Below are 20,271 nucleotides of genomic sequence, written 5' to 3' on the forward strand. Positions count from 1 at the left end.
TCTCACATAACTCGTGCAGTTCAGCACTGCGAAAGTTGACCGGAAACCTGGAAAAAAGTTCCCAAAAAAAGCTGAAAAGGTCAACAGGCAAAAAGAAAACTATTTAGGCGAAAGCTCACGTAAGTGACGCGCAACTGCAATCCATGCACCGATATACCCTAACAGCACCGCGCCAAGCAAGAGAGACAGACCATCGGCTACCGGCACACCCGCCAAGGCAAAATTGCTGCCGTACAAGCCAGCCAGCCCCACCACCGCGTCGTTAAGCCAGTTCAGGCCGAATGCCAAAACGCCCCAGGATAAAACTCCCGCACCAAAGCCATAGAGCGCACCCATATAAAGAAAGGGCCTGCGCACATAGCTGTCAGTACCGCCGACCAGCTTGATGACTTCGATTTCGATGCGACGATTCTCGATATGCAAACGAATCGTATTACCGATAACCAGCAGCAAAGCTGAAACCAGCAACACCGTCAAGCCAAACACAAAACGGTCACCCAATTTCAGGATTGCCGCCAGACGTTCGACCCAGACTAGATCAAGTTGCGCCTGTTGCACCTTCGGCAACTGCGCAAGGCGTTCGCGAAGGGCTTCAAGCGTCGCTTTATCGACTTCTGCCGGGGTTACCAGGACCACACCGGGCAACGGGTTATCGGGCAACTCTTTAAGCGCTTCGCCCAGCCCTGACTGCTGCTGGAACTCTTCGAGTGCCTTTTCGCGGCTGATAAATTCCGCGTCAGCCACACCTGCCATACCTTTTATCTGATCGCTGAGATTTTCACCCTGCTGGCTGCTGGCATCCATCTGCAGATACAGCGAAATCTGTGCTGCACGCTGCCAGGAACCACCCAGGCGCTCGACGTTGTTAAGCAACAACGACAGGCCCATCGGCAGACTCAAGGCAACCGCCATCACCAGGCAGGTAAAAAAGCTGCCAATCGGCTGCTTGCCAAGGCGCTTCAGGCTGTCGAGCAGACTGGCCCGGTGAGCCTCAACCCAGGCGTGAAACAACATGGCGAAGGTCGGGCCATCGTCATCATCGTGTTTTTTCTTCGGCGGCTGCGGGTCGGCAGCCTTTGGAGCTACGCGCTCGGATACTTTGGAACTGCGGGTGGCACTCATTGCGCGGCCTCCCCGTCACCGATCAGACGTCCGCGCTGCAAGGTCAGCATGCGATGGCGCATGCGTGCGATCAGCGCCAGGTCATGACTGGCAATCAGTACGCTGGTGCCCAAGCGGTTGATGTCTTCAAATACGCCCATGATTTCCGCCGCCAGACGCGGGTCGAGGTTACCGGTGGGTTCATCGGCCAGCAGCAAGGCCGGGCGATGCACGATGGCGCGGGCAATGCCTACACGCTGTTGCTGACCCGTGGATAAGTCACCCGGGTACAGGTCGGTCTTGTCCGACAGCGCTACGCGCTCCAGCGCCGAGTCGACACGCTTGGCGACTTCAGCCTTGGACAGGCCGAGAATTTGCAGCGGCAGGGCGACGTTGTTGAACACTGTGCGGTCAAACAGCAACTGGTGGTTCTGGAAAACCACACCGATCTGGCGACGTAAAAAAGGGATCTGCGCGTTGCTGATTTGCCCCAAGTCCTGCCCCGCCAGTAGCAATTTGCCGCTGGTCGGGCGTTCCATCGCCAGCAACAGGCGCAACAGCGTGCTTTTACCTGCGCCGGAGTGGCCGGTCACAAAAAGGAATTCGCCTCGACGGACCCGAAAGCTCAGCTCGTGCAGGCCCACGTGTCCATTTGGATAGCGCTTACCGACCTGCTCGAAACGAATCATGGACGCTCCCGCTCCGCAAACAGAGCCTGGACAAAGGGTTCGGACTCAAAATCACGCAAATCATCGATGCCTTCACCCACACCGATAAAGCGGATAGGAATATTGAATTGCTTGGCCAGGGCGAAAATCACCCCGCCTTTGGCCGTGCCATCGAGCTTGGTCAGTGCCAGACCCGTGAGGGCAACGGTCTGATCAAACTGCTTGGTCTGGTTGATAGCGTTCTGCCCGGTACCGGCATCGAGCACCAACAGCACTTCGTGGGGAGCGTCTTCGTCAAGCTTGCCCATGACCCGGCGAACTTTCTTGAGTTCTTCCATCAGGTTGTCTTTGGTATGCAGGCGACCAGCGGTATCGGCGATCAATACGTCGATGCCACGGGCCTTGGCAGCTTGCACAGCGTCAAAAATCACCGACGCCGAATCCGCGCCAGTGTGCTGGGCAATGACCGGGATATGGTTGCGCTCGCCCCACACCTGCAGCTGCTCGACGGCGGCCGCACGGAAGGTATCACCGGCAGCCAGCATGACTTTCTTGCCTTCAAGCTGCAGTTTTTTCGCCAGTTTGCCGATGGTGGTGGTTTTACCCGCGCCGTTGACGCCTACCACCAGAATCACGAATGGCTTGTTTTGCGATTCGATTTTAAGCGGTTGCTCCACCGGCTTGAGCATGGCCGCCAGCTCGTCCTGCAGCGACTTGTAGAGTGCATCGGCATCGGTCAGTTGCTTGCGCGCGACCTTCTGCGTCAGGTTCTTGATGATCACCGAGGTTGCTTCAACACCCACGTCGGCGGTCAACAGCCGGGTTTCGATCTCTTCGAGCAGATCGTCATCAATGGCTTTTTTGCCCAGAAACAGACTGGCCATGCCTTCGCCAATGCTGGCGCTGGTCTTGGACAAGCCTTGCTTGAGACGAGCGAAAAAGCCTGTTTTTTGCTCGGGGGGCGCAACTGGCGCGGGGGCCGGGGCCTCGACCAACGGGGCTGGGGCAGCCACCACAGGTGCAGGTGCAGGAGCAACTACAGGCGCGACGACGGCAACTGGCTCTGGCTCTGGCTCTGGCTCTGGCTCTGGCTCTGGCTCAACAACAGTCTCGACCACCGCAAGCGCTTCAACAACAGGCTCGGGCTCGGGGATCGGCGGCACGATATGCGGTGCCTGCACATCCTCGACAAGCGCCACCGGTTCTTCGGCGACAGGCAAGTGCGGCCACGGTGCCGGCTCGGGGGCCAATTCAACCGCAGGCTCGGCGGCAACCACGACCACTTCGGGCGCGGCCTCGACCTCCACCGGAGTGGCCTCAACCAGCGTCTCAGGGATGATTTCGGGCGCAGGCGCGGGTTGTTCCACGACGGTTTCCTGCGGCTTTCTGCGCAGCCATCCGAACAGGCCTTTTTTCTCGCCAGCCGCAGCTGGGGTCTTCTTGTCGTCGTTGGAACCAAACATGGAGGACGGCTATCTCATCGTAGCGACGCGCCACTGTGGCGCCCCGGCAAATAATATTCGGTGTGAAACAGACTGTAATTTTGTCAGCTTGTTCGCACGCAACTGTATTCAGAGGGTAAAACACACCTCGTAAACTTCGTCTTAACTCGGGTCTGTCACGGGAAAGTCGGCAAAAATGCGAAATTTACCGGTATACATCCACACTTCCAAGCGGGCTCCTATACTGCCCGATCAAACGTCGTCTGATCGTCAAAGGCCTGATAGGCGTGGCCGCCAGTAAAACGGATCAGTATCCTAGCACCTCCTCACCCGCAGACGCTAAGGCCGAGCGGGTAGCCCAACAGGTTAAAAAACGAATGAATCTAGCCCGCCGCGCTGCTGGCCTGTTGCTCAGCACAGTTTTATTACCGCTTTCGGCCCTGGCGGCCGAACCGCAGCCCACCCACGAGTTCCGCCTGGACAACGGCCTCAAGGTCATCGTGCGCGAAGACCATCGCGCCCCGGTGGTGGTCTCCCAGGTCTGGTACAAAGTGGGTTCCAGCTACGAAACCCCTGGCAAGACCGGCCTGTCCCACGCGCTTGAGCACATGATGTTCAAGGGCAGCAACAAGGTCGGTCCCGGCGAAGCCTCGTTGATCCTGCGCGACCTTGGCGCCCAGGAAAACGCCTTCACCAGCGACGACTACACCGCCTACTACCAGGTACTGGCCCGTGACCGCCTGGGCGTGGCCTTTGAGCTTGAGGCCGACCGCATGGCCAGCCTTCGCTTGCCGCCCGAAGAATTCAAGCGCGAGATCGAAGTCATCAAGGAAGAGCGCCGCCTGCGCACCGACGACCAGCCCATGAGCAAAGCCTACGAGCTGTTCAGCGCCATGGCCTTCCCTTCCAGCGGCTACCACACCCCGACCATCGGCTGGATGGTCGACCTGGAGCGCATGAGCGTTGGCGAACTGCGCGCATGGTATGAAGAGTGGTATGCCCCCAACAACGCCACTTTGGTGGTGGTCGGTGACGTCACCCCGGATGAAGTCAAAGCCCTGGCCCAGCGTTACTTTGGCAAGGTGCAAAAACGCGAGATACCTGTCGCCAAAATCCCGCTGGAACTGCCGACCCCTGGCGAACGCCTGCTCAAGATCCACGTCCAGACCCAACTGCCAAGCTTGATGCTGGGCTTTAACGTGCCCAGCGTTGCCACGGCCAAGGACCCGATCACCGCCAATGCCCTGCGCCTGATTTCCGCGCTGCTGGACGGCGGCTACAGCGCACGCATGCCGACGCAGCTGGAGCGGGGCGAAGAACTGGTCTCCGGTGCATCGTCCAGCTACAACGCCTTCACCCGTGGTGACAGCCTGTTCATGCTTTCGGCGATGCCCAACAGCCAGAAGAAAGTCACCATGGCCCAGGCCGAGGCAGGCTTGTGGCGCTTGCTCGATGACCTGAAAAAGACCCCGCCGACCACTGAAGAGCTTGAACGTGTGCGTGCCCAGGTAATTGCCGGACTGGTCTACGAGCGCGACTCGATCACCAGCCAGGCCACTTCGATCGGCCAGCTGGAAACCGTCGGCCTGTCGTGGAAGCTGATGGACTCCGAACTGGCCGACCTGCAAAAGGTCACCCCGGCCGATATCCAGCAGGCTGCCCGCACCTATTTCACTCGCGACCGTCTCAGCGTTGCCCATGTACTGCCCGAGGAGAAAACCCATGAGTGAGCGTAAAGGCCCCCGCTACGCCCTGCTTGGTCTGAGCGCCGCCATACTGGTGGGTGCACTCGGCTACTTTTTTACCAACCCGCAGCAATCGGTCGCCAGCCAGGCACTGGACCAGGCCAAGAGCGAGCACAAGCTCGAATCCCTGGCCGAGCTGGACGGCAAGGCGCCCAGCCACCGTGCGCTGAACGTGCAAACCTGGAAAACCGCCGAAGGCTCCAAGGTGCTGTTCGTCGAAGCCCGGCAGTTGCCGATGTTCGACCTGCGCCTGACCTTCGCCGCTGGCAGCAGCCAGGACGAAAACACCCCGGGCCTGGCCCTGCTGACCAACGCCATGCTCAACGAAGGTGTAGCGGGTAAAGATGTGGGCGCCATCGCCCAGGGCTTTGAAGGCCTGGGCGCGGACTTCGGCAATGGCGCATATCGCGACATGGCCGTGGCCTCGCTGCGCAGCCTGAGCGATGTAGATAAACGCACACCTGCGCTCAACCTGTTCGCCGAGGTGGTGGGCAAACCCACCTTCCCGGCCGACTCCCTGGCGCGGATCAAGAACCAGTTGCTCGCCAGCTTCGAGTTTCAGAAACAAAACCCCGGCAAACTGGCCAGCGACGAACTGTTCAAGCGCCTGTACGGTAACCACCCGTATGCCCACGCCAGTGATGGCAATGCCCAAAGCATCGCCGCGATCACCATTGACCAGCTCAAGGCCTTTCACAACAAGGCCTACACCGCAGGCAACGCCGTGATTGCGATTGTTGGCGACCTGTCGCGTGCCGAAGCCGAAGCCATTGCAGCCCAGGTATCTGCCGCACTGCCCAAAGGCCCTGCAGTGGCCAAGACCGTGCAACCAAGCGAGCCCAAGGCTGGCCAAACCCATATCGAGTTCCCGTCCAAACAAACCCACCTGCTGCTGTCGCAGCTGGGCATTGACCGTGACGATCCCGACTATGCCGCACTGGCATTGGGCAACAGCATTCTGGGCGGTGGCGGTTTCGGTACGCGCCTGATGACCGAAGTGCGTGAAAAGCGCGGCCTGACCTACGGCGTGTACTCCGGCTTCAGCCCGATGCAGGCTCGCGGCCCGTTCATGATCAACCTGCAAACCCGCGCCGAACTGAGCGAAGGTACGCTCAAACTGGTGCAAGACATTTTGGCCGACTACCTGAAAAATGGTCCGACGCAAAAAGAACTCGACGATGCCAAGCGTGAACTGGCTGGCAGCTTCCCGCTGTCCACGGCCAGCAACGCCGCCATCGTCGGCCAACTTGGCGCAATGGGCTTTTATGATTTGCCCCTGGATTACCTGGAAACCTTCATGCAGAAGTCCCAGGACCTGACCACCGAACAGGTCAAGGACGCCATGAACAAGCACCTGAGCGCCGACAAAATGGTCGTAGTGACCGCCGGCCCGACCGTGCCGCAAAAACCACTGCCACCTCCTACCGACAAACCTTCAGAGCAACCTCTTGGGGTTCCGGAGCATTAATGGCAAAGCCAAAAAACACATCGCACTCAGGTGCTGGTCAGTTACGCATCATTGGCGGGGAATGGCGCAGCCGCAAGCTGGACTTCCCCCATGTAGAGGGCCTGCGCCCGACGCCAGATCGCGTGCGTGAAACCCTGTTCAACTGGTTGGCCCCCTATATCGGCGGCGCCAGGGTACTGGACGTTTTCGCCGGCAGCGGCGCACTGTTCCTTGAAGCCATGTCCCGCGGCGCAGCCAAGGGCGTGGCACTGGACAGCAACCGCGATGCGATCTCCAACATCCGCGAGAACATGGGCATTCTGCGCTGCACTGTCGGCGAAGTTCAGCAGACTGACGCCCTGCGTTATCTGGACACCACGCCAAGCACAACCTTTGACGTGGTATTCCTCGACCCGCCGTTCAACAAGGACCTGCTCAAACCTGCTTGTGATCTGCTCGAGCAACGCGGCTGGCTGGCTGAAGACGCCTGGGTTTACACCGAAAGCGAGTTGCGCCCGTCAGAGCTGGGCTTGCCTGCCAACTGGCGCCTGCACCGCGAGCAAAAAGCCGGCGGCGTGAACTACGCCCTGTGGCAACGCGAAGCCACTCAAGCCTGATGAACCTGTAGTCGCTGCCGCAGGCTGCGATCAAGCCCGGAGGGGTCGCTTTTTCAAAAGCGAAGGCCCTTCGGTCCTTATCGCAGCCTGCGCCAGCGGCTACAGATTTTTGCGGTACAAGGTATCTATGTACCGCCCGCCTCTCCCCTCTCAAGCCCAATCTGTTCTGACGATAAACAGTCAGGACACCCACCATGAAACACCCCCTTGCCGGGCTGGCTCTCGGCTTTATGTTGCAACCGCTGATGGCCCTGGCCAGCAGCCAACCCTCCACTCAACATTTCACCCTGGATAACGGCCTCAAGGTTATCGTTCACGAAGACCACCGTGCAGCCGTGGTTCACTCACAGCTCTGGTATAGGGTCGGCTCAAGCTATGAGCCCCCAGGCCAATCCGGGTTGTCCCACGCCCTTGAACACATGATTTTCAAAGGCAGCAGCAAACTATGTCCGGCCGAGTCAGACCACATCTTTCAAAGCCTGGGCGCAACGGACAATGCGGCGACGCAAAATGACGCCACCATTTTCTTTCAAACCCTGCCCCCCCATGCCCTGGCAGTCGCACTTGAAGTGATGGCAGACCAGATGAGCACTGCACACCTGTCCGCTGCTCATTGGGCCGGTGAGCGCGAAGTCATCAAAAGCGAACGCAGCGAAAGCGTCGACAACGACCCCCATCAGCGCGCACTTGAACTGCCACGCCGCCTGGCATTCCTGACCAGCGCTTCCGGCAGCCCGGTCATCGGCTGGATGCACGACCTCGAACGCATGCACATCGATGAACTCAAGCACTGGTATAGAAGCTGGTATGCGCCCAATAACGCCACCCTGATCATCGTCGGCGATATCGACACCGAGCAGGTCAAGGCCCTGGCCACACGCTACTTCGGCCCGATTGCCTCACGCAAGCTACCTGTGATCAAGGCCCCGCTCGAACTGGCAGCTCCCGGTGAGCGCACCATGACTCAGTACATCGATCATCAAATCCCGAACCTGAGCATGACGTTCAACGTGCCAAGCCTGCACACCCAGACCGACCCGCGTTCAGCTCCAGCACTGGAGCTGCTCAGCGAGTTGCTCGGTGGCGGCGACAGTTCAGAACTCAAAAGCAGATTGTGGCGCGGCGAGGAATTGCTGATCAGCGTCGGCTCACATTACAGCAGCATCAGCCGCGGTGATGAGCTGTTCAGCATCGACGCCACCCTCAACCTTAAAAAGATGAAACCGCTGAGCGAGGTTCAAGAACGGATTTGGGCCGTGATCGACTCAGTGAAAAAAACACCCCCCTCCGGCAGTGACCTTGAACGCGCCCGTACGCGGATCATTGCACGGCATGTTTTCAGCCGTGATGACCTGCAAAGCCTGGCTCTGTATCTCGGTGAACTGGACATTGCGGGCTTGTCGCCAGAGGACGACGAAAAGCGCATGCAGATATTGGCGAAAATCACCCCTGAAGATATCCAGCTCGCCGCTCAAACGTTCCTGACCCACGACCGCTTGACCCTCAGCTATGTACTGCCCAAGGAGGCGCGCCATGAATAAGCCTCACGCAATCGCAGCCAGCCGCGCCTTGCGCGTCGCTACGCTGCTGTTCACCCTTGCCTGTGTCTGCGTGCAAGCCCGAGCACAAGAACCACAAGCACGACTGCAATCGCTGCTTGAGTTGAGCTCTGCCGTGCCTGCCACCCGCCTGCCGACAATCAAGGCCTGGAAACTGAGCCAAAACACCAAAGTCCTGTTTGTCGAAAGCCACACCTTGCCCATGATCGATGTGCAAATCACCTTTGCCGCGGGCAGCAATCAGGATGGCGATACACCCGGCCTGGCAGCGACTGTACTGAGCCTGTTTAACGAAGGCTCGACGCTCAAGGACGCCAACGCACTGGCCAAGGGGTTTGATAGCCTGGGCGTGGATCTGGGTAACGGTATCGATAAAGAGCGGAGTTTCTTCACCCTGCGCAGCTTGAGCGCCCCGCACATCCGCGAACCCGCCATGCAGTTGTTCACCGAGATGCTCGCCCAACCGGGCTTTACCGTCGAAGGCCAGCGACGGGTCAAAAACGAACTGTTCACCAAACTCAAAATAAACCACGAAGACCCACACGCTCTTGCACGGATGCAGATCTACAACGAACTCTATCCGGGGCAACCTTACACCCGCTCCGACTACGGCTCGGTCGAGAGCCTGGAGCGCATAGATGAATCACAGCTAAGGGCCTTTTACCGTCGCGCCTACACTGCTGCCAACGCACAGATCGTGATCGTCGGCGACCTGACCCTGCAACAGGCGCAGAGCCTCAGCCGCTCACTGGCCAATGCCTTGCCCGCCGGACCAGCACTCGCTGAAAAACACTCGGTGCCTGCCCCGCTGCCCCATGGCAAAACACTGCATATCGAAGATGAAGCAACCCATACCGTACTGATGCTGGCACAGAATGCCTTGCCCAATCAGCACCCTGACGGGGTAGCGATCCGGGCCGGGCATATTATTTTCAGCCATATCCTCAACAGGCAGTTAAGGGAGGAGCGCAGCATCACCTATGGCGTGCTATCGCAAATTCCCCATGCGCAGGGACCAACCCCCTGGATCATCAGCCTCAATACCCCCTCGCGCTACAGCCAAAGCGCCCTGGTTCATATCAAAGCCCTGTTTGCCCAGTACCTGCAGGACGGACCCAGCGAAACCGAACTGGACGACATCAAGCAGTTCCTGCTGCGGGCGCTGCCACAGCTCACGGCCAGCAACCTGGATATGCGCAACGAACTGTCCATCATCAACCGCTTTAACCAGCCCCTGGCCTTCAACTACAAGATCCAACAGATTCAAGCCTTGACCAGAGAGCAAATCAAAGCGGCGATGAACCGTCACTTCACGGCTGACGGCTGGGTCGGCGTAACCGTCGGCCCCAGTGTTGCTCAACTGCCCCTGCCCAAGGTGATGGTGCCAGAAACGACGATGGCACAAAGTTGTATGCCTGCCATCAGATAACCCCGGCACCCGCACGCAACACTTGGGTGTCGGGCCCTGATGTGGCAATTTAGACATCCGCCGTACCTGTTACTCGATGAGAACCTCCGTGCCTTTTCCAGCCAGTCATGCTTCACCCCTCAAGCCTTTTACTCCGGCTACGGGTCTGGGCAACCCCCATGTCCAGACGCTATGGGGGCCGTTGTGGCGTACCAAGCCTGCCATTGAACATCGACGTGAACGTATCTGGCTAAAGGATGGCGATTTTCTCGATCTGGACTGGCACGGCACACCCTCAGACCATGCGCCGGTGGTACTGGTGCTGCACGGCCTGACCGGCTCGTCGGGCTCTCACTATGTGCTGGGCCTGCAAACCGCCCTCGCCGCACGCGGCTGGACCAGCGCCGCACTGAACTGGCGAGGGTGCTCCGGCGAACCCAATTTACTGGCCCGCAGTTATCACTCAGGGGCCAGCGAAGACCTGGCCGAGGCAGTGGCCCATTTACGTGCCGCACATCCGCTGACCCCCTTGTATGCCGTAGGCTATTCGCTGGGGGGCAATGTGCTGCTCAAGTATCTGGGCGAAAGCGGCAGCGACAGCGGGTTGCAAGGCGCTGTCGCGGTATCGGTGCCGTTCCGGCTTGACCAGTGTGCCGACCGGATCGGTATGGGATTTTCCAGGGTCTATCAAGCTCACTTCATGCGCGAGATGCTGGCTTACGTCAAAGACAAAAAACATCGATTCCAGCTCGATGCCCAACACGAAGGTCTGGCCAGCCTGACCAGGCTTGGCTCGGTCGAAGCCCTGAGCAAAATGCGCACCTTCTGGGAGTTCGATGACCGCGTAACGGCACCTCTTAACGGCTATCTGAATGTCGATGACTACTACCGTCGCGCCTCCAGCCGCTACTTCCTCGGCGCCATCCACACACCGACGCTGATTATCCAGGCCATGGACGATCCGTTCGTGTTCAAGCACAGCATCCCCGACACCAGCGAGCTGTCAGCCTGCACGCAACTGGAGTTGCACACCAGGGGCGGGCATGTCGGATTTCTGGAGGGCTCCCCAAGAAAACCGGGCTATTACCTTGAACGAAGAATTCCGCAATGGCTGGCCGCACTGCGGCTTGAATCTGCGTAATGGACGTAGAACAGGGTGAGTCGATCCGTTTCTGGCAAACACCCCCCCTGACGGGTGTCGAACTGCTGACGGCACGTTATATCGAACATCGCTTTGTGCCCCATGTGCATGATGGTTTTGTGATCGGCATGATCCTCGAAGGCGCCCAGCGCTATCGCTATCGCGGCGCCGAGCATCTGGCTGCCACCGGTACGCTGGTGCTGATCAACCCGGACGAAGTCCATAACGGTCACAAAGGTCATGATGCGGGCTGGCGTTACCGGGCTTTTTACCCGGACAACGTGCAAATTCAGCAGTTGCTGGAAGAACTGGAACTGCCCGCCACCCACTTGCCGACCTTCAATGACACATTGCTGTACGACTGCGACCTGTTTCGCGGGTTGTTCCAGCTACATCAATTGCTCGAAGGGCCAGAGACTGCGCTGCAACAGCAAACCGCATGGCGCCAGATGATGCTTGCCCTGCTCAACCGCCATGCCCGCCTGCCACTACCAGCCAAGCCCGGGGTCGAACACCGCGCTGTAAGCCGTGCCAAGGAAGTACTGCAAGCCCGGCTGGCAGAGCCACCATCACTGGAAGAACTCGCCGCCGCAGTCAATCTGTCGCCATTCCACTTTGCCCGCGTATTTCAGCGCGCCACCGGCATGCCACCGCACACCTGGTTGATGCAACAGCGTATCGCCCATGCCAGAGCCTTGCTGCAACAAGGCTGTTTGCCACTCCAGGTGGCGACGCAACTGGGCTTTGCCGACCAGAGCCACCTGAACCGGCAATTCAAGAAAGTCTATGGTGTTGGCCCCGGTGCATACCGGTTGGCCAGTGTCGGCACCCCTTAAGCCAACTGGCTCAATCGCCAGTAGCAATGCCCCGCGCAGGATCATTGATCCACTCGCTCCACGAACCCGCATAAAGCTTGCCTAGCGGATAACCCGCCAAGCCCAATGCAAAAAGGTTGTGACACGCCGTCACCCCGGAGCCGCAATAGGCAACCAGCTCCTCGGGAGAGCGGCCGGCAAGTTTTTCGGCAAAGCGCTGCTTGAGCTGCGCCGCAGGCAAAAAGCGCCCCGTAGGATCCAGGTTTTCGCTGAAGGCGGCACATTGCGCGCCCGGAATATGCCCGGCGATCGGGTCAATCGGCTCGACCTCACCTCGAAAGCGCGGCTGGGCACGGGCATCGATCAGGGTCAGCCCCGGCTTGGCCAGACGCTTTTGCAATTGTTCTGCGCTCAGCAGCATATGGCTGTCGGGTTTGCCTTCGAAAGTGCCACGCAAGGTCGGTGACGCATCCAGGCTCAGCGGGAAGCCCGCGGCATGCCAGGCCTTGAGACCACCATCAAGGATAAATACACCCTCGCGCTTGCCCAACCAGGTCAGCAACCACCATGCCCGGGCCGCAAAAGCACCCGGGCCGTCGTCATACAACACCACATCGCTGTCGGCATTGATGCCCCAGGCCTGCAGACGCTCAACCAGAGTACGTGGATCGGGCAATGGATGACGACCGGTCACACCTTTGATTACAGGCCCGCTCAAGTCTCGTTCGAGATCGGCAAATTGCGCGCCGGCAATATGCCCCTCGGCATAACTGCAACGGCCGTAGTCCGGGTCTTCGAGGGCAAAGCGGCAATCCAGGATAACCAGGCCGGGCTGCGCCTGACGTTCATTCAGGGCATGAGGGCTGATCAGTTGCGCAACGGGCATAGTGAACTCCTGTGAGGGGGTGAAATGCAGTTATTGAACGTACAACGCGTGTTCCAGAGGGACGTAGTATTCCTTGATCAACTCATCGATGGCTTCACGTGCCTGGTCGGTAACAAAACCTGATTCCAGCACCAGCAGTTGGTACACACCGCGCTTGATGGCCTGCTCGCTGAGCTGGTCACTGTTTTCACGGGTGGCGCATAAAAAACCTACCCAGGAGGTGAGAATAATCCATGCATTCAGGCTCAGGGATTCAATTTGCCGGGGGCTCATGCACAAGATTTCGGCCTCGACAAAGCCAGCGTATATGGCCTGGGCCTGTGTGAGGCAGTGCTGGGAAAAACGTCGATAGCGGATGGCCAGTTCCGTGTCGCTGTGCAATAAATGCTCGATATCTCGATACAAAAAACGGTAGCGCCACATGGCATCCAGCAGTTGCTGCAGGTAGTGGTGCTTGTCGGCAACGGTTGGCAAACGCCCTTGGGGAGGGTGCAAAAAGCTCAATACCAGCGTTTCGTACTCGCTGAACAAGACCGCGATAATCGCCTGTTTGTTGGGGAAGTGGTAGTACAGATTACCGGGCGAAATTTCCATATGGGCCGCAATGTGATTAGTGCTCACACTGCGTTCGCCCAACTGGTTGAAAAGCTCCAGGCTGCTGTTGGCGATGCGCTGACTGGTTTTTAGTCGTATGGCCATGGGCTTGCGCTTAAATTAAAAACGAAAGGCATCTTACGGCCTAACCTTGAATCGATAAACAACACGGGGCAGGCCTTCAATTGACAGGTTAGAGCACAAGCTCTAAAAACATAGTGCTCTTCTACGATAAATACCGATAAAAACTGCCTGGAGCCATCATGCCTGTCGACAGCACTCACACTCACGACGCCCCGGTTCAACCGGACGCTCTCCAGTCCCTGCTCGACAAGCAGCGCCAGGCCTATGCCGCTCATCCATTCCCGCCACTTGCGCAGCGCCAGCAATGGCTCAAAAGCCTGCGCCAGCTGTTGAGCCGCGAGCGCGAGGTGCTGATCGATGCCATCAGCCAGGATTTCAGCCATCGCAGCCCGGACGAGACCCTGTTTGCCGAATTGATGCCGTGCTTGCACAGCATTGATTATGCCCTCAAACACCTTAAGCGCTGGATGAAACCTTCCTCACGCAGCGTAGGCATGATGTTCGCGCCCGCCAGTGCCAAAGTGATGTATCAGCCGCTGGGGGTTGTGGGAGTTATTGTGCCGTGGAACTACCCGCTGTATCTGGCCATCGGCCCGTTGGTTGGCGCATTGGCTGCCGGCAACCGGGTCATGCTCAAGCTCAGCGAGTTCACCCCGGTCACCGGGCACTGGCTCAAGGATTTGCTGGGGCGGATCTTCCCCGAAGACATGGTTGCGGTGGTACTGGGCGAGGCAGATGTGGCGGTGGCGTTCTCCGGGCTGGCGTTCGATCACTTGCTGTTCACCGGTTCCACCCATGTGGGCAAACGGGTGATGCGTGCAGCTTCTGAAAACCTGACGCCCGTAACACTGGAGCTGGGTGGTAAATCTCCCGCTATCGTGTCGGCCGATGTACCGCTCAAAGACGCTGCCCAGCGCATCGCCTGGGGCAAAACACTCAACGCCGGGCAAACCTGTATCGCTCCGGATTATGTGCTGGTACCCCAGGATCGGGTAGACGGCTTCGTCGATGCCTACCGCCAGGCCGTTCACAGCTTTTATCCGACCCTCATCGACAACCCGGACTACACCGCAATTATCAATGACCGGCAGCTGGCGCGCCTTGAACGGCTGCAAACCGACGCCGCCCTCAAGGGCGCACGGTTGATCCCGCTGTATGAACAGGGCCAGGGGCGGCGCATGCCCCATACGCTGGTGCTGGATGTAAACGACGAGATGCACGTCATGCAGGACGAAATCTTCGGCCCTCTACTACCCGTTGTGCCCTACTCCAATCTGGATCAGGCAATGGCCTACATCAACCGTAGACCCCGCCCTCTGGCACTGTATTACTTCGGCTACAACAAAGCCGAGCAACAGAGGGTTATCCACACCACTCACTCGGGCGGGGTCAGCATCAACGAAACGTTGTTGCATGTGGCTATCGACGACCTGCCTTTTGGCGGCGTCGGGCATTCAGGCATGGGGCATTACCACGGCCACGAAGGTTTCCTGACCTTCAGCAAAGCCAAGGGCGTGCTGTGCAAACAGCGCCTGAACAGCTCGCCGATGATCTATCCGCCTTATGACCGGCAACTGGTACGCATGATCCAGAAGCTGTTTATCCGCTAACGGGCTTTATCGAAAAACTGGCGAGCCTACTGGGCCAACGCCTGAAAAAATCATGAAAAAGCAGTAAATTCGTCGCGTCTATAGTGCTTTCTTCTGCGAATGGCGACTTGGCCGACCGGGAATGCTGCGATACCATCCGACTCCCCAACGGATTCCCGCCAGGACGACGCGATGAACCGAGTGTTGTACCCAGGTACATTCGACCCTATTACCAAGGGCCATGGCGATCTGGTCGAACGCGCTTCGCGCCTGTTTGACCACGTGATCATTGCTGTCGCTGCCAGCACCAAGAAAAACCCGCTATTCCCTCTGGAACAGCGGGTGGAGCTGGCTCGTGAAGTCACCAAACACCTGCCCAATGTTGAGGTGGTCGGTTTCTCGACGCTGCTCGCGCACTTTGCCAAAGAACAGAATGCCAATGTGTTCCTGCGTGGCCTGCGTGCCGTGTCGGACTTCGAATACGAGTTCCAGCTGGCGAACATGAATCGCCAACTGGCCCCCGATGTCGAGAGCCTGTTCCTCACGCCGTCAGAACGTTATTCGTTTATATCCTCGACGTTGGTGCGCGAAATCGCAGCATTAGGCGGTGATATCAACAAATTCGTACACCCGGCCGTGGCTGATGCCCTGACCGAGCGTTTTCGCAAGAAATAACCACTGAAGCGGCGTCCGCGTGCACTGCGGGCGCCAATGCGGCACAATTGCCGCATTCGATTTCAGTTGCCCGGGCCGAGCGCCCCGGCCGGAGTACCCATGTCCCTGATCATCACCGACGATTGCATTAACTGCGACGTCTGCGAACCCGAGTGTCCGAACGCTGCCATTTCCCAGGGTGAAGAGATCTACGTGATCGACCCCAACCTGTGCACCCAGTGCGTTGGCCATTACGATGAGCCGCAATGCCAGCAGGTGTGCCCGGTTGACTGCATCCCGCTGGATGAAGCCCACCCGGAAACCGAAGAACAGCTGATGGAAAAGTACCGGGCAATTACCGGGAAGGCCTGATTCATCGTCTATGCGATGTGTGTGGGAGCGGGCTGCTCGCGATAGATTCACTGCGATCGACCCGTTCGACCGAGGTGGTTGCATCGCGAGCAAGCCCGCTCCCACAAGAGTTCAGCGCAGGACTGGTGGCTACGTCTGGCAACGCGGGCAAAACACGCTCGCACGCTGGCCCAGTTTGACGTCACGCAGTTCCGTGCCGCAAATCTTGCACGGTTCATAACCACGCCCGTATACAAACAGCTCCTGCTGAAAATAACCGGGCTGGCCATCGCCACCAATAAAGTCGCGCAATGTGGTGCCGCCCCGCTCGATAGCGGCCGCCAGAATCCGCTTGATCTCAATCGCCAGCTTCAAATAGCGTGCCCGGGAAATACTCCCGGCAGCGCGACGCGGGTCAATACCTGCGGCAAACAGCGCTTCGGTCGCATAAATATTGCCGACCCCCACCACCACCGCGTTGTCCATGATGAAGGGTTTGACCGCCATCGAACGCTTGCGCGACAGCTGAAACAGCCGCTCACCATCAAACAGGTCGGTCAGCGGCTCCGGACCCAGGCGCACCAGCAGCTCATGGTTCAGCGGGTCAAGGCTCCAGAGCATCGCCCCGAACCGGCGCGGGTCGGTATAACGCAGGGCCAGCCCGGACTCCAGCTCGATATCCACATGCTCATGCCTGGCCGCAGGTAACCCGGCCTCCACCAGCCGCAGGTTGCCCGACATGCCCAAGTGGCTGATCAATGTCCCAACCTCGGCATTGATCAGCAAATACTTGGCCCGGCGCTCGACCAGCACAATACGCTGCCCCGACAACCGCACATCGAGATCCTCAGGGATCGGCCAGCGCAAACGACGCTCGCGCACAATCACCCGACTGACCCGCTGCCCTTCAAGGTGCGGGGCGATGCCGCGGCGGGTGGTTTCGACTTCAGGTAATTCAGGCATGGGGGCTCCGCACTCTGGAATAGCTGGCGATTCTAGCGGAAATTTCAGCGCCACTGACCCCGTGATCCGACGCAATGCGGTGAATCAGCCAAGCCTCAGGGTTGCGTCTAAGGCTATAATCGCGCCCTTTTCAATACCCGGAGCGACGTCATGTCCCTGCCAAGCCTGCGCCTTAAAGCCAATGCCGATCGACGCCTGCGCGCCGGCCACCTGTGGGTCTACAGCAACGAAATCGATGTAGCTGCCACACCACTGAACGGTTTTAAGGCCGGCGACCAAGCGGTACTCGAAACCGCCGGCGGCAAGCCGCTGGGCATCGTTGCCATGAGCCCCAACAACCTGATCTGTGCACGCCTGCTGTCGCGTGACATCAAGCTGCCACTGGACAAGTCGCTGCTGGTACACCGCCTGAACGTGGCCCTGTCCCTGCGTGAGCGCCTGTTCGACAAGCCTTACTACCGCCTGGTCTACGGCGACTCCGATTTGCTGCCGGGCCTGGTGGTTGACCGTTTCGGCGACATTCTGGTGGTTCAACTGGCCTCGGCCACAATGGAACACCACAAAGAAGACGTGATCGCAGCCCTGGTGCAAGTCATCAAGCCAAGCGGCATCCTGTTCAAGAACGACTCGGCTGCCCGTGATGCCGAAGGCCTTGAACGCTACGTTGAAACCGTCTTCGGCCTGGTACCGGAGTGGGTTGCCCTGGAAGAAAACGGCGTGAAGTTCGAAGCACCGGTGATCGCCGGGCAAAAAACCGGCTGGTTCTATGACCACCGCATGAACCGTGCGCGTCTGGCCCCGTACGTCAAAGGTAAACGCGTACTGGATCTGTACAGCTACATCGGCGGCTGGGGTATTCAAGCCGGTGCGTTTGGCGCCAGCGAAGTGTTCTGCGTTGACGCCTCGTCCTTCGCCCTTGACGGCGTTGAGCGCAACGCTGCGCTGAACGGCTTTGCCGAGAAAGTCACCTGCATGGAAGGCGACGTGTTTGAAGCTCTCAAGGAGCTTAAAGCCAACGAAGAGCGTTTCGACGTGATCGTGGCCGACCCACCGGCGTTCATCAAACGCAAAAAAGACCTGAAAAATGGCGAAGGCGCTTACCGCCGCCTGAACGAGCAAGCCATGCGCCTGCTCAACAAGGACGGCATTCTGGTCAGCGCATCGTGCTCGATGCACCTGCCCGAAGACGACCTGCAAAACATCCTGCTGACCAGCGCCCGCCATCTGGACCGCAACATGCAGCTGCTGGAGCGCGGCGGCCAGGGCCCGGACCACCCGGTGCACCCGGCCATCCCGGAAACACGCTACATCAAGAGCATCACCTGCCGTTTGCTGCCTAACAGCTAAGACGCACATCACCTCGTAGCAGCTGCCGAAGGAACGAGGCTGCGTTCGATTGCGAAGCAATCGTAAAACCTGAACTCCCGGTCTGTTAGTTAAACCGCGGGCTCAGGTTTTACGACGGCTGCGCCGCCGAACGCAGCCTTCGTTCCTCGGCAGCTGCTACGGGGGGCTCAAGGCTTGCGAGGCTTCTCCAGCTTCGGCGTCAGCTCAACCTCGCCAATCTGCAACGATTGATAAGTCGGCTTCACCACCTTCACATTGCCCTGGCGGATCTTCTCGATCAGCTCCAGCGCACTCTCATCCCCCAGGTAAGTGCCGGCTCGCCGCCATTTGCCCTGAGCATCACGCTTGAAGAAGTGCAACGGTTCGGACCACTTGTTCTTGGGTAATTGCAGGACCTCCGGCTGCCCATCCTGATCCAGATCAACGGCCCACAGGGCGCAACCTGGCGCCAGGCACAACTGCCCGTCAAACCCCTTGTCCTCAAACTGCTCACTGCCCTCGACCTTGGGCCCGATCCATTCCAGCAACCGCTCCGACCCTCTGGGGCCATTACCCGAACCTGCTTCCTTGAGGCGTTTCAGCAAGACTTGCCGCTGCGGCCCGGTCAGTACCAGCCCTTGCTCGACTTGCACCAACAACGCGTCATACGCCTGCTTGCCCTGAGGCCCCAGACGATTGCGCAAGGTATCTGCATCAAAGGTATCCACCGCAGTCTTGCCGCTGAGCAAGCGCTGCACCTGATTGTTCGCACTCAACTTGAGCGGGCTGAACCACGGCGTATGCAACCCCAGCAGCAGCACCACGCACAGCAGCGCAATCAGCGGATTGCTGGCGCGCAAGCTGCCCAGCCAGACGGCCCTTGAAGCAAACACGGCCCAAACCGCCGCCAGGCTGTGAACAAAAATAACCAGCACCAGCACCATGGCGAGGATCCGTGACGGGGTCAGGCCGTACTGCTCGATACGCAGCCAGGTCGAATACCCTGCCAACACCACCAGCACCGGTAAACACAGCAGGCACAGGTCGATCACCCGCACCAGCCAGACCGGGTACCCGCTGCCCTGGGTGCCATCCTGAAACACGCCATTGAGCAAAAACAAACTGACCGCCACCAGCCACAGCATGATCGGCGTCGAATAACCGGTATCCCAGATCGGCTCCAGCCCGGTAAAGGGCAAAGCGAAGGTGAACACAATGACAATCAACGCACTCAACGGCAGCAAAAAGCGGCATAGCGCCAGCAGAATCCCGCGCAGCAGCCCGATCACCCGGTCCTTTTCACGCCCCATATGAACGCCCAGGGCAAACACCATCGCCGAACTGACATACATAAACCCGTCAGTTGAGAACAGCTTGTTGAGCGCCACGATGCCGAGCATCTTGAACAGCCCGCCCCACAACAGCAGCAATGCCCAGAACACGCCATTCAACAGCAACCCCAGAAGCACGATAAACACCGTGTCCCAAGCATGGCGAAACAGGTCCTGGTAGCGTGGGTAGCGCCCTTCACGGGTCGGCCAGCTCAGAATAAAAACCGTACACACATAGGTAACGACTACGGCAAAGAAGGTCCAGCTGCCCACCAGCCAGCTGCCTGAGCGCCAATACTCATCGCCGTCCCAAAATACCCAGGCACTGATTGACGTCATGACTGCCGTGAGTCCGAGCACCCGCCATACCGTGCCACGCTGGCGGATATTCTCATCCAGCAGCAACAGGTTGATGCCACCCACCAGCACTGCCGTCATCAGGCCATAACGGACTCCCGGCTCGCCTATGGCGGTGCTCAGCCACAGCAACAGCCCTTGCACCAGGCCGATGACCAGATACGTTTTGACAGATCGCTCAAGCGTCAGCATT

Annotated in this window: 18 protein-coding genes; 11 read left to right on the top strand and 7 right to left on the bottom strand. The window is 58.9% G+C overall.

Annotated elements, in window-relative coordinates:
• Positions 1 to 99 precede the first annotated feature (99 nt).
• Genes ftsX through ftsY form a run of 3 tightly spaced genes read right to left on the bottom strand, consistent with a single transcriptional unit; the run spans position 100 to position 3,232 of the window.
• Complete coding sequence (ftsX, locus tag ACP7BE_RS13785; protein ID WP_094999798.1) at positions 100 to 1,122, bottom strand: permease-like cell division protein FtsX; 1,023 nt, start codon at positions 1,120 to 1,122, stop codon at positions 100 to 102.
• On the bottom strand, positions 1,119 to 1,790 hold the full coding sequence (ftsE, locus tag ACP7BE_RS13790) for a cell division ATP-binding protein FtsE (RefSeq protein ID WP_016782600.1): 672 nt from the start codon (positions 1,788 to 1,790) through the stop codon (positions 1,119 to 1,121). The genes ftsX and ftsE overlap by 4 nt, the downstream gene beginning before the upstream one ends.
• Positions 1,787 to 3,232, bottom strand: coding sequence for a signal recognition particle-docking protein FtsY (ftsY, locus tag ACP7BE_RS13795; RefSeq protein ID WP_426106205.1), 1,446 nt, complete (start codon positions 3,230 to 3,232; stop codon positions 1,787 to 1,789). Before ftsY ends, ftsE begins: the two co-directional genes overlap by 4 nt.
• A gap of 356 nt (positions 3,233 to 3,588) precedes the next feature.
• Between ftsY and ACP7BE_RS13800 the strand changes: the two genes are divergently transcribed.
• The 7 genes from ACP7BE_RS13800 (at position 3,589) to ACP7BE_RS13830 (ending at position 11,964) form a co-directional block, all read left to right on the top strand.
• Positions 3,589 to 4,941 carry a M16 family metallopeptidase gene (locus ACP7BE_RS13800; protein ID WP_094999796.1) on the top strand — a complete coding sequence of 451 codons (1,353 nt, stop codon included), beginning with the start codon at positions 3,589 to 3,591 and terminating at the stop codon, positions 4,939 to 4,941.
• Positions 4,934 to 6,424 carry a M16 family metallopeptidase gene (locus tag ACP7BE_RS13805; RefSeq protein ID WP_095020482.1) on the top strand — a complete coding sequence of 497 codons (1,491 nt, stop codon included), beginning with the start codon at positions 4,934 to 4,936 and terminating at the stop codon, positions 6,422 to 6,424. Before ACP7BE_RS13800 ends, ACP7BE_RS13805 begins: the two co-directional genes overlap by 8 nt.
• On the top strand, positions 6,424 to 7,020 hold the full coding sequence (gene rsmD, locus ACP7BE_RS13810) for a 16S rRNA (guanine(966)-N(2))-methyltransferase RsmD (RefSeq protein ID WP_094999794.1): 597 nt from the start codon (positions 6,424 to 6,426) through the stop codon (positions 7,018 to 7,020). Before ACP7BE_RS13805 ends, rsmD begins: the two co-directional genes overlap by 1 nt.
• A 194-nt stretch (positions 7,021 to 7,214) precedes the next feature.
• On the top strand, positions 7,215 to 8,561 hold the full coding sequence (locus tag ACP7BE_RS13815; protein WP_094999793.1) for a M16 family metallopeptidase: 1,347 nt from the start codon (positions 7,215 to 7,217) through the stop codon (positions 8,559 to 8,561).
• On the top strand, positions 8,554 to 10,008 hold the full coding sequence (locus ACP7BE_RS13820) for a M16 family metallopeptidase (RefSeq protein ID WP_426106208.1): 1,455 nt from the start codon (positions 8,554 to 8,556) through the stop codon (positions 10,006 to 10,008). Before ACP7BE_RS13815 ends, ACP7BE_RS13820 begins: the two co-directional genes overlap by 8 nt.
• A gap of 76 nt (positions 10,009 to 10,084) precedes the next feature.
• Entirely contained in the window at positions 10,085 to 11,128 is a 1,044-nt protein-coding gene (locus tag ACP7BE_RS13825) for a hydrolase (RefSeq protein WP_094999791.1), read from the top strand.
• Positions 11,128 to 11,964, top strand: a complete 837-nt coding sequence (locus ACP7BE_RS13830; RefSeq protein ID WP_095020485.1) for an AraC family transcriptional regulator — start codon at positions 11,128 to 11,130, stop codon at positions 11,962 to 11,964. Before ACP7BE_RS13825 ends, ACP7BE_RS13830 begins: the two co-directional genes overlap by 1 nt.
• 10 nt (positions 11,965 to 11,974) lie before the next feature.
• On the opposite strand, the gene ACP7BE_RS13835 is transcribed toward ACP7BE_RS13830, so the two are convergent.
• Positions 11,975 to 12,829, bottom strand: a complete 855-nt coding sequence (locus tag ACP7BE_RS13835) for a sulfurtransferase (protein WP_095023210.1) — start codon at positions 12,827 to 12,829, stop codon at positions 11,975 to 11,977.
• A gap of 30 nt (positions 12,830 to 12,859) precedes the next feature.
• Positions 12,860 to 13,528, bottom strand: a complete 669-nt coding sequence (locus ACP7BE_RS13840; RefSeq protein WP_315265819.1) for a TetR/AcrR family transcriptional regulator — start codon at positions 13,526 to 13,528, stop codon at positions 12,860 to 12,862.
• A 158-nt stretch (positions 13,529 to 13,686) separates the two neighbouring features.
• Here ACP7BE_RS13840 and ACP7BE_RS13845 point away from each other — a divergent pair, with 158 nt between their 5' ends.
• The 3 genes from ACP7BE_RS13845 (at position 13,687) to ACP7BE_RS13855 (ending at position 16,122) form a co-directional block, all read left to right on the top strand.
• Positions 13,687 to 15,117 (top strand): coniferyl aldehyde dehydrogenase, encoded by a 1,431-nt coding sequence (locus ACP7BE_RS13845; RefSeq protein ID WP_426106211.1) that lies wholly within the window; start codon positions 13,687 to 13,689, stop codon positions 15,115 to 15,117.
• A 171-nt stretch (positions 15,118 to 15,288) separates the two neighbouring features.
• On the top strand, positions 15,289 to 15,771 hold the full coding sequence (coaD, locus tag ACP7BE_RS13850) for a pantetheine-phosphate adenylyltransferase (RefSeq protein WP_004419754.1): 483 nt from the start codon (positions 15,289 to 15,291) through the stop codon (positions 15,769 to 15,771).
• Between the two features lie 99 nt (positions 15,772 to 15,870).
• Positions 15,871 to 16,122, top strand: a complete 252-nt coding sequence (locus ACP7BE_RS13855; RefSeq protein ID WP_016782613.1) for a YfhL family 4Fe-4S dicluster ferredoxin — start codon at positions 15,871 to 15,873, stop codon at positions 16,120 to 16,122.
• Between the two features lie 129 nt (positions 16,123 to 16,251).
• Here the strand turns inward: ACP7BE_RS13855 and mutM are convergent, their stop codons facing one another.
• Positions 16,252 to 17,064: a bifunctional DNA-formamidopyrimidine glycosylase/DNA-(apurinic or apyrimidinic site) lyase gene (gene mutM, locus ACP7BE_RS13860; RefSeq protein WP_095031519.1), complete on the bottom strand. Its 813-nt coding sequence runs from the start codon at positions 17,062 to 17,064 to the stop codon at positions 16,252 to 16,254.
• 150 nt (positions 17,065 to 17,214) lie between these two features.
• On the opposite strand from mutM, the gene ACP7BE_RS13865 reads away from it, so the two are divergent.
• Positions 17,215 to 18,411 (top strand): class I SAM-dependent rRNA methyltransferase, encoded by a 1,197-nt coding sequence (locus ACP7BE_RS13865; RefSeq protein ID WP_094999786.1) that lies wholly within the window; start codon positions 17,215 to 17,217, stop codon positions 18,409 to 18,411.
• Positions 18,412 to 18,578: 167 nt separating this feature from the next.
• Here ACP7BE_RS13865 and ACP7BE_RS13870 read toward each other — a convergent pair whose 3' ends face one another.
• On the bottom strand, positions 18,579 to 20,270 hold the full coding sequence (locus ACP7BE_RS13870; RefSeq protein ID WP_426106215.1) for a DUF4153 domain-containing protein: 1,692 nt from the start codon (positions 20,268 to 20,270) through the stop codon (positions 18,579 to 18,581).
• Position 20,271: the final 1 nt, after the last annotated feature.

The organism is Pseudomonas sp. TWR1-1-3 (assembly GCF_049896805.1).
In the GTDB taxonomy this organism is placed as follows: Bacteria; Pseudomonadota; Gammaproteobacteria; order Pseudomonadales; family Pseudomonadaceae; genus Aquipseudomonas; species Aquipseudomonas bubulae.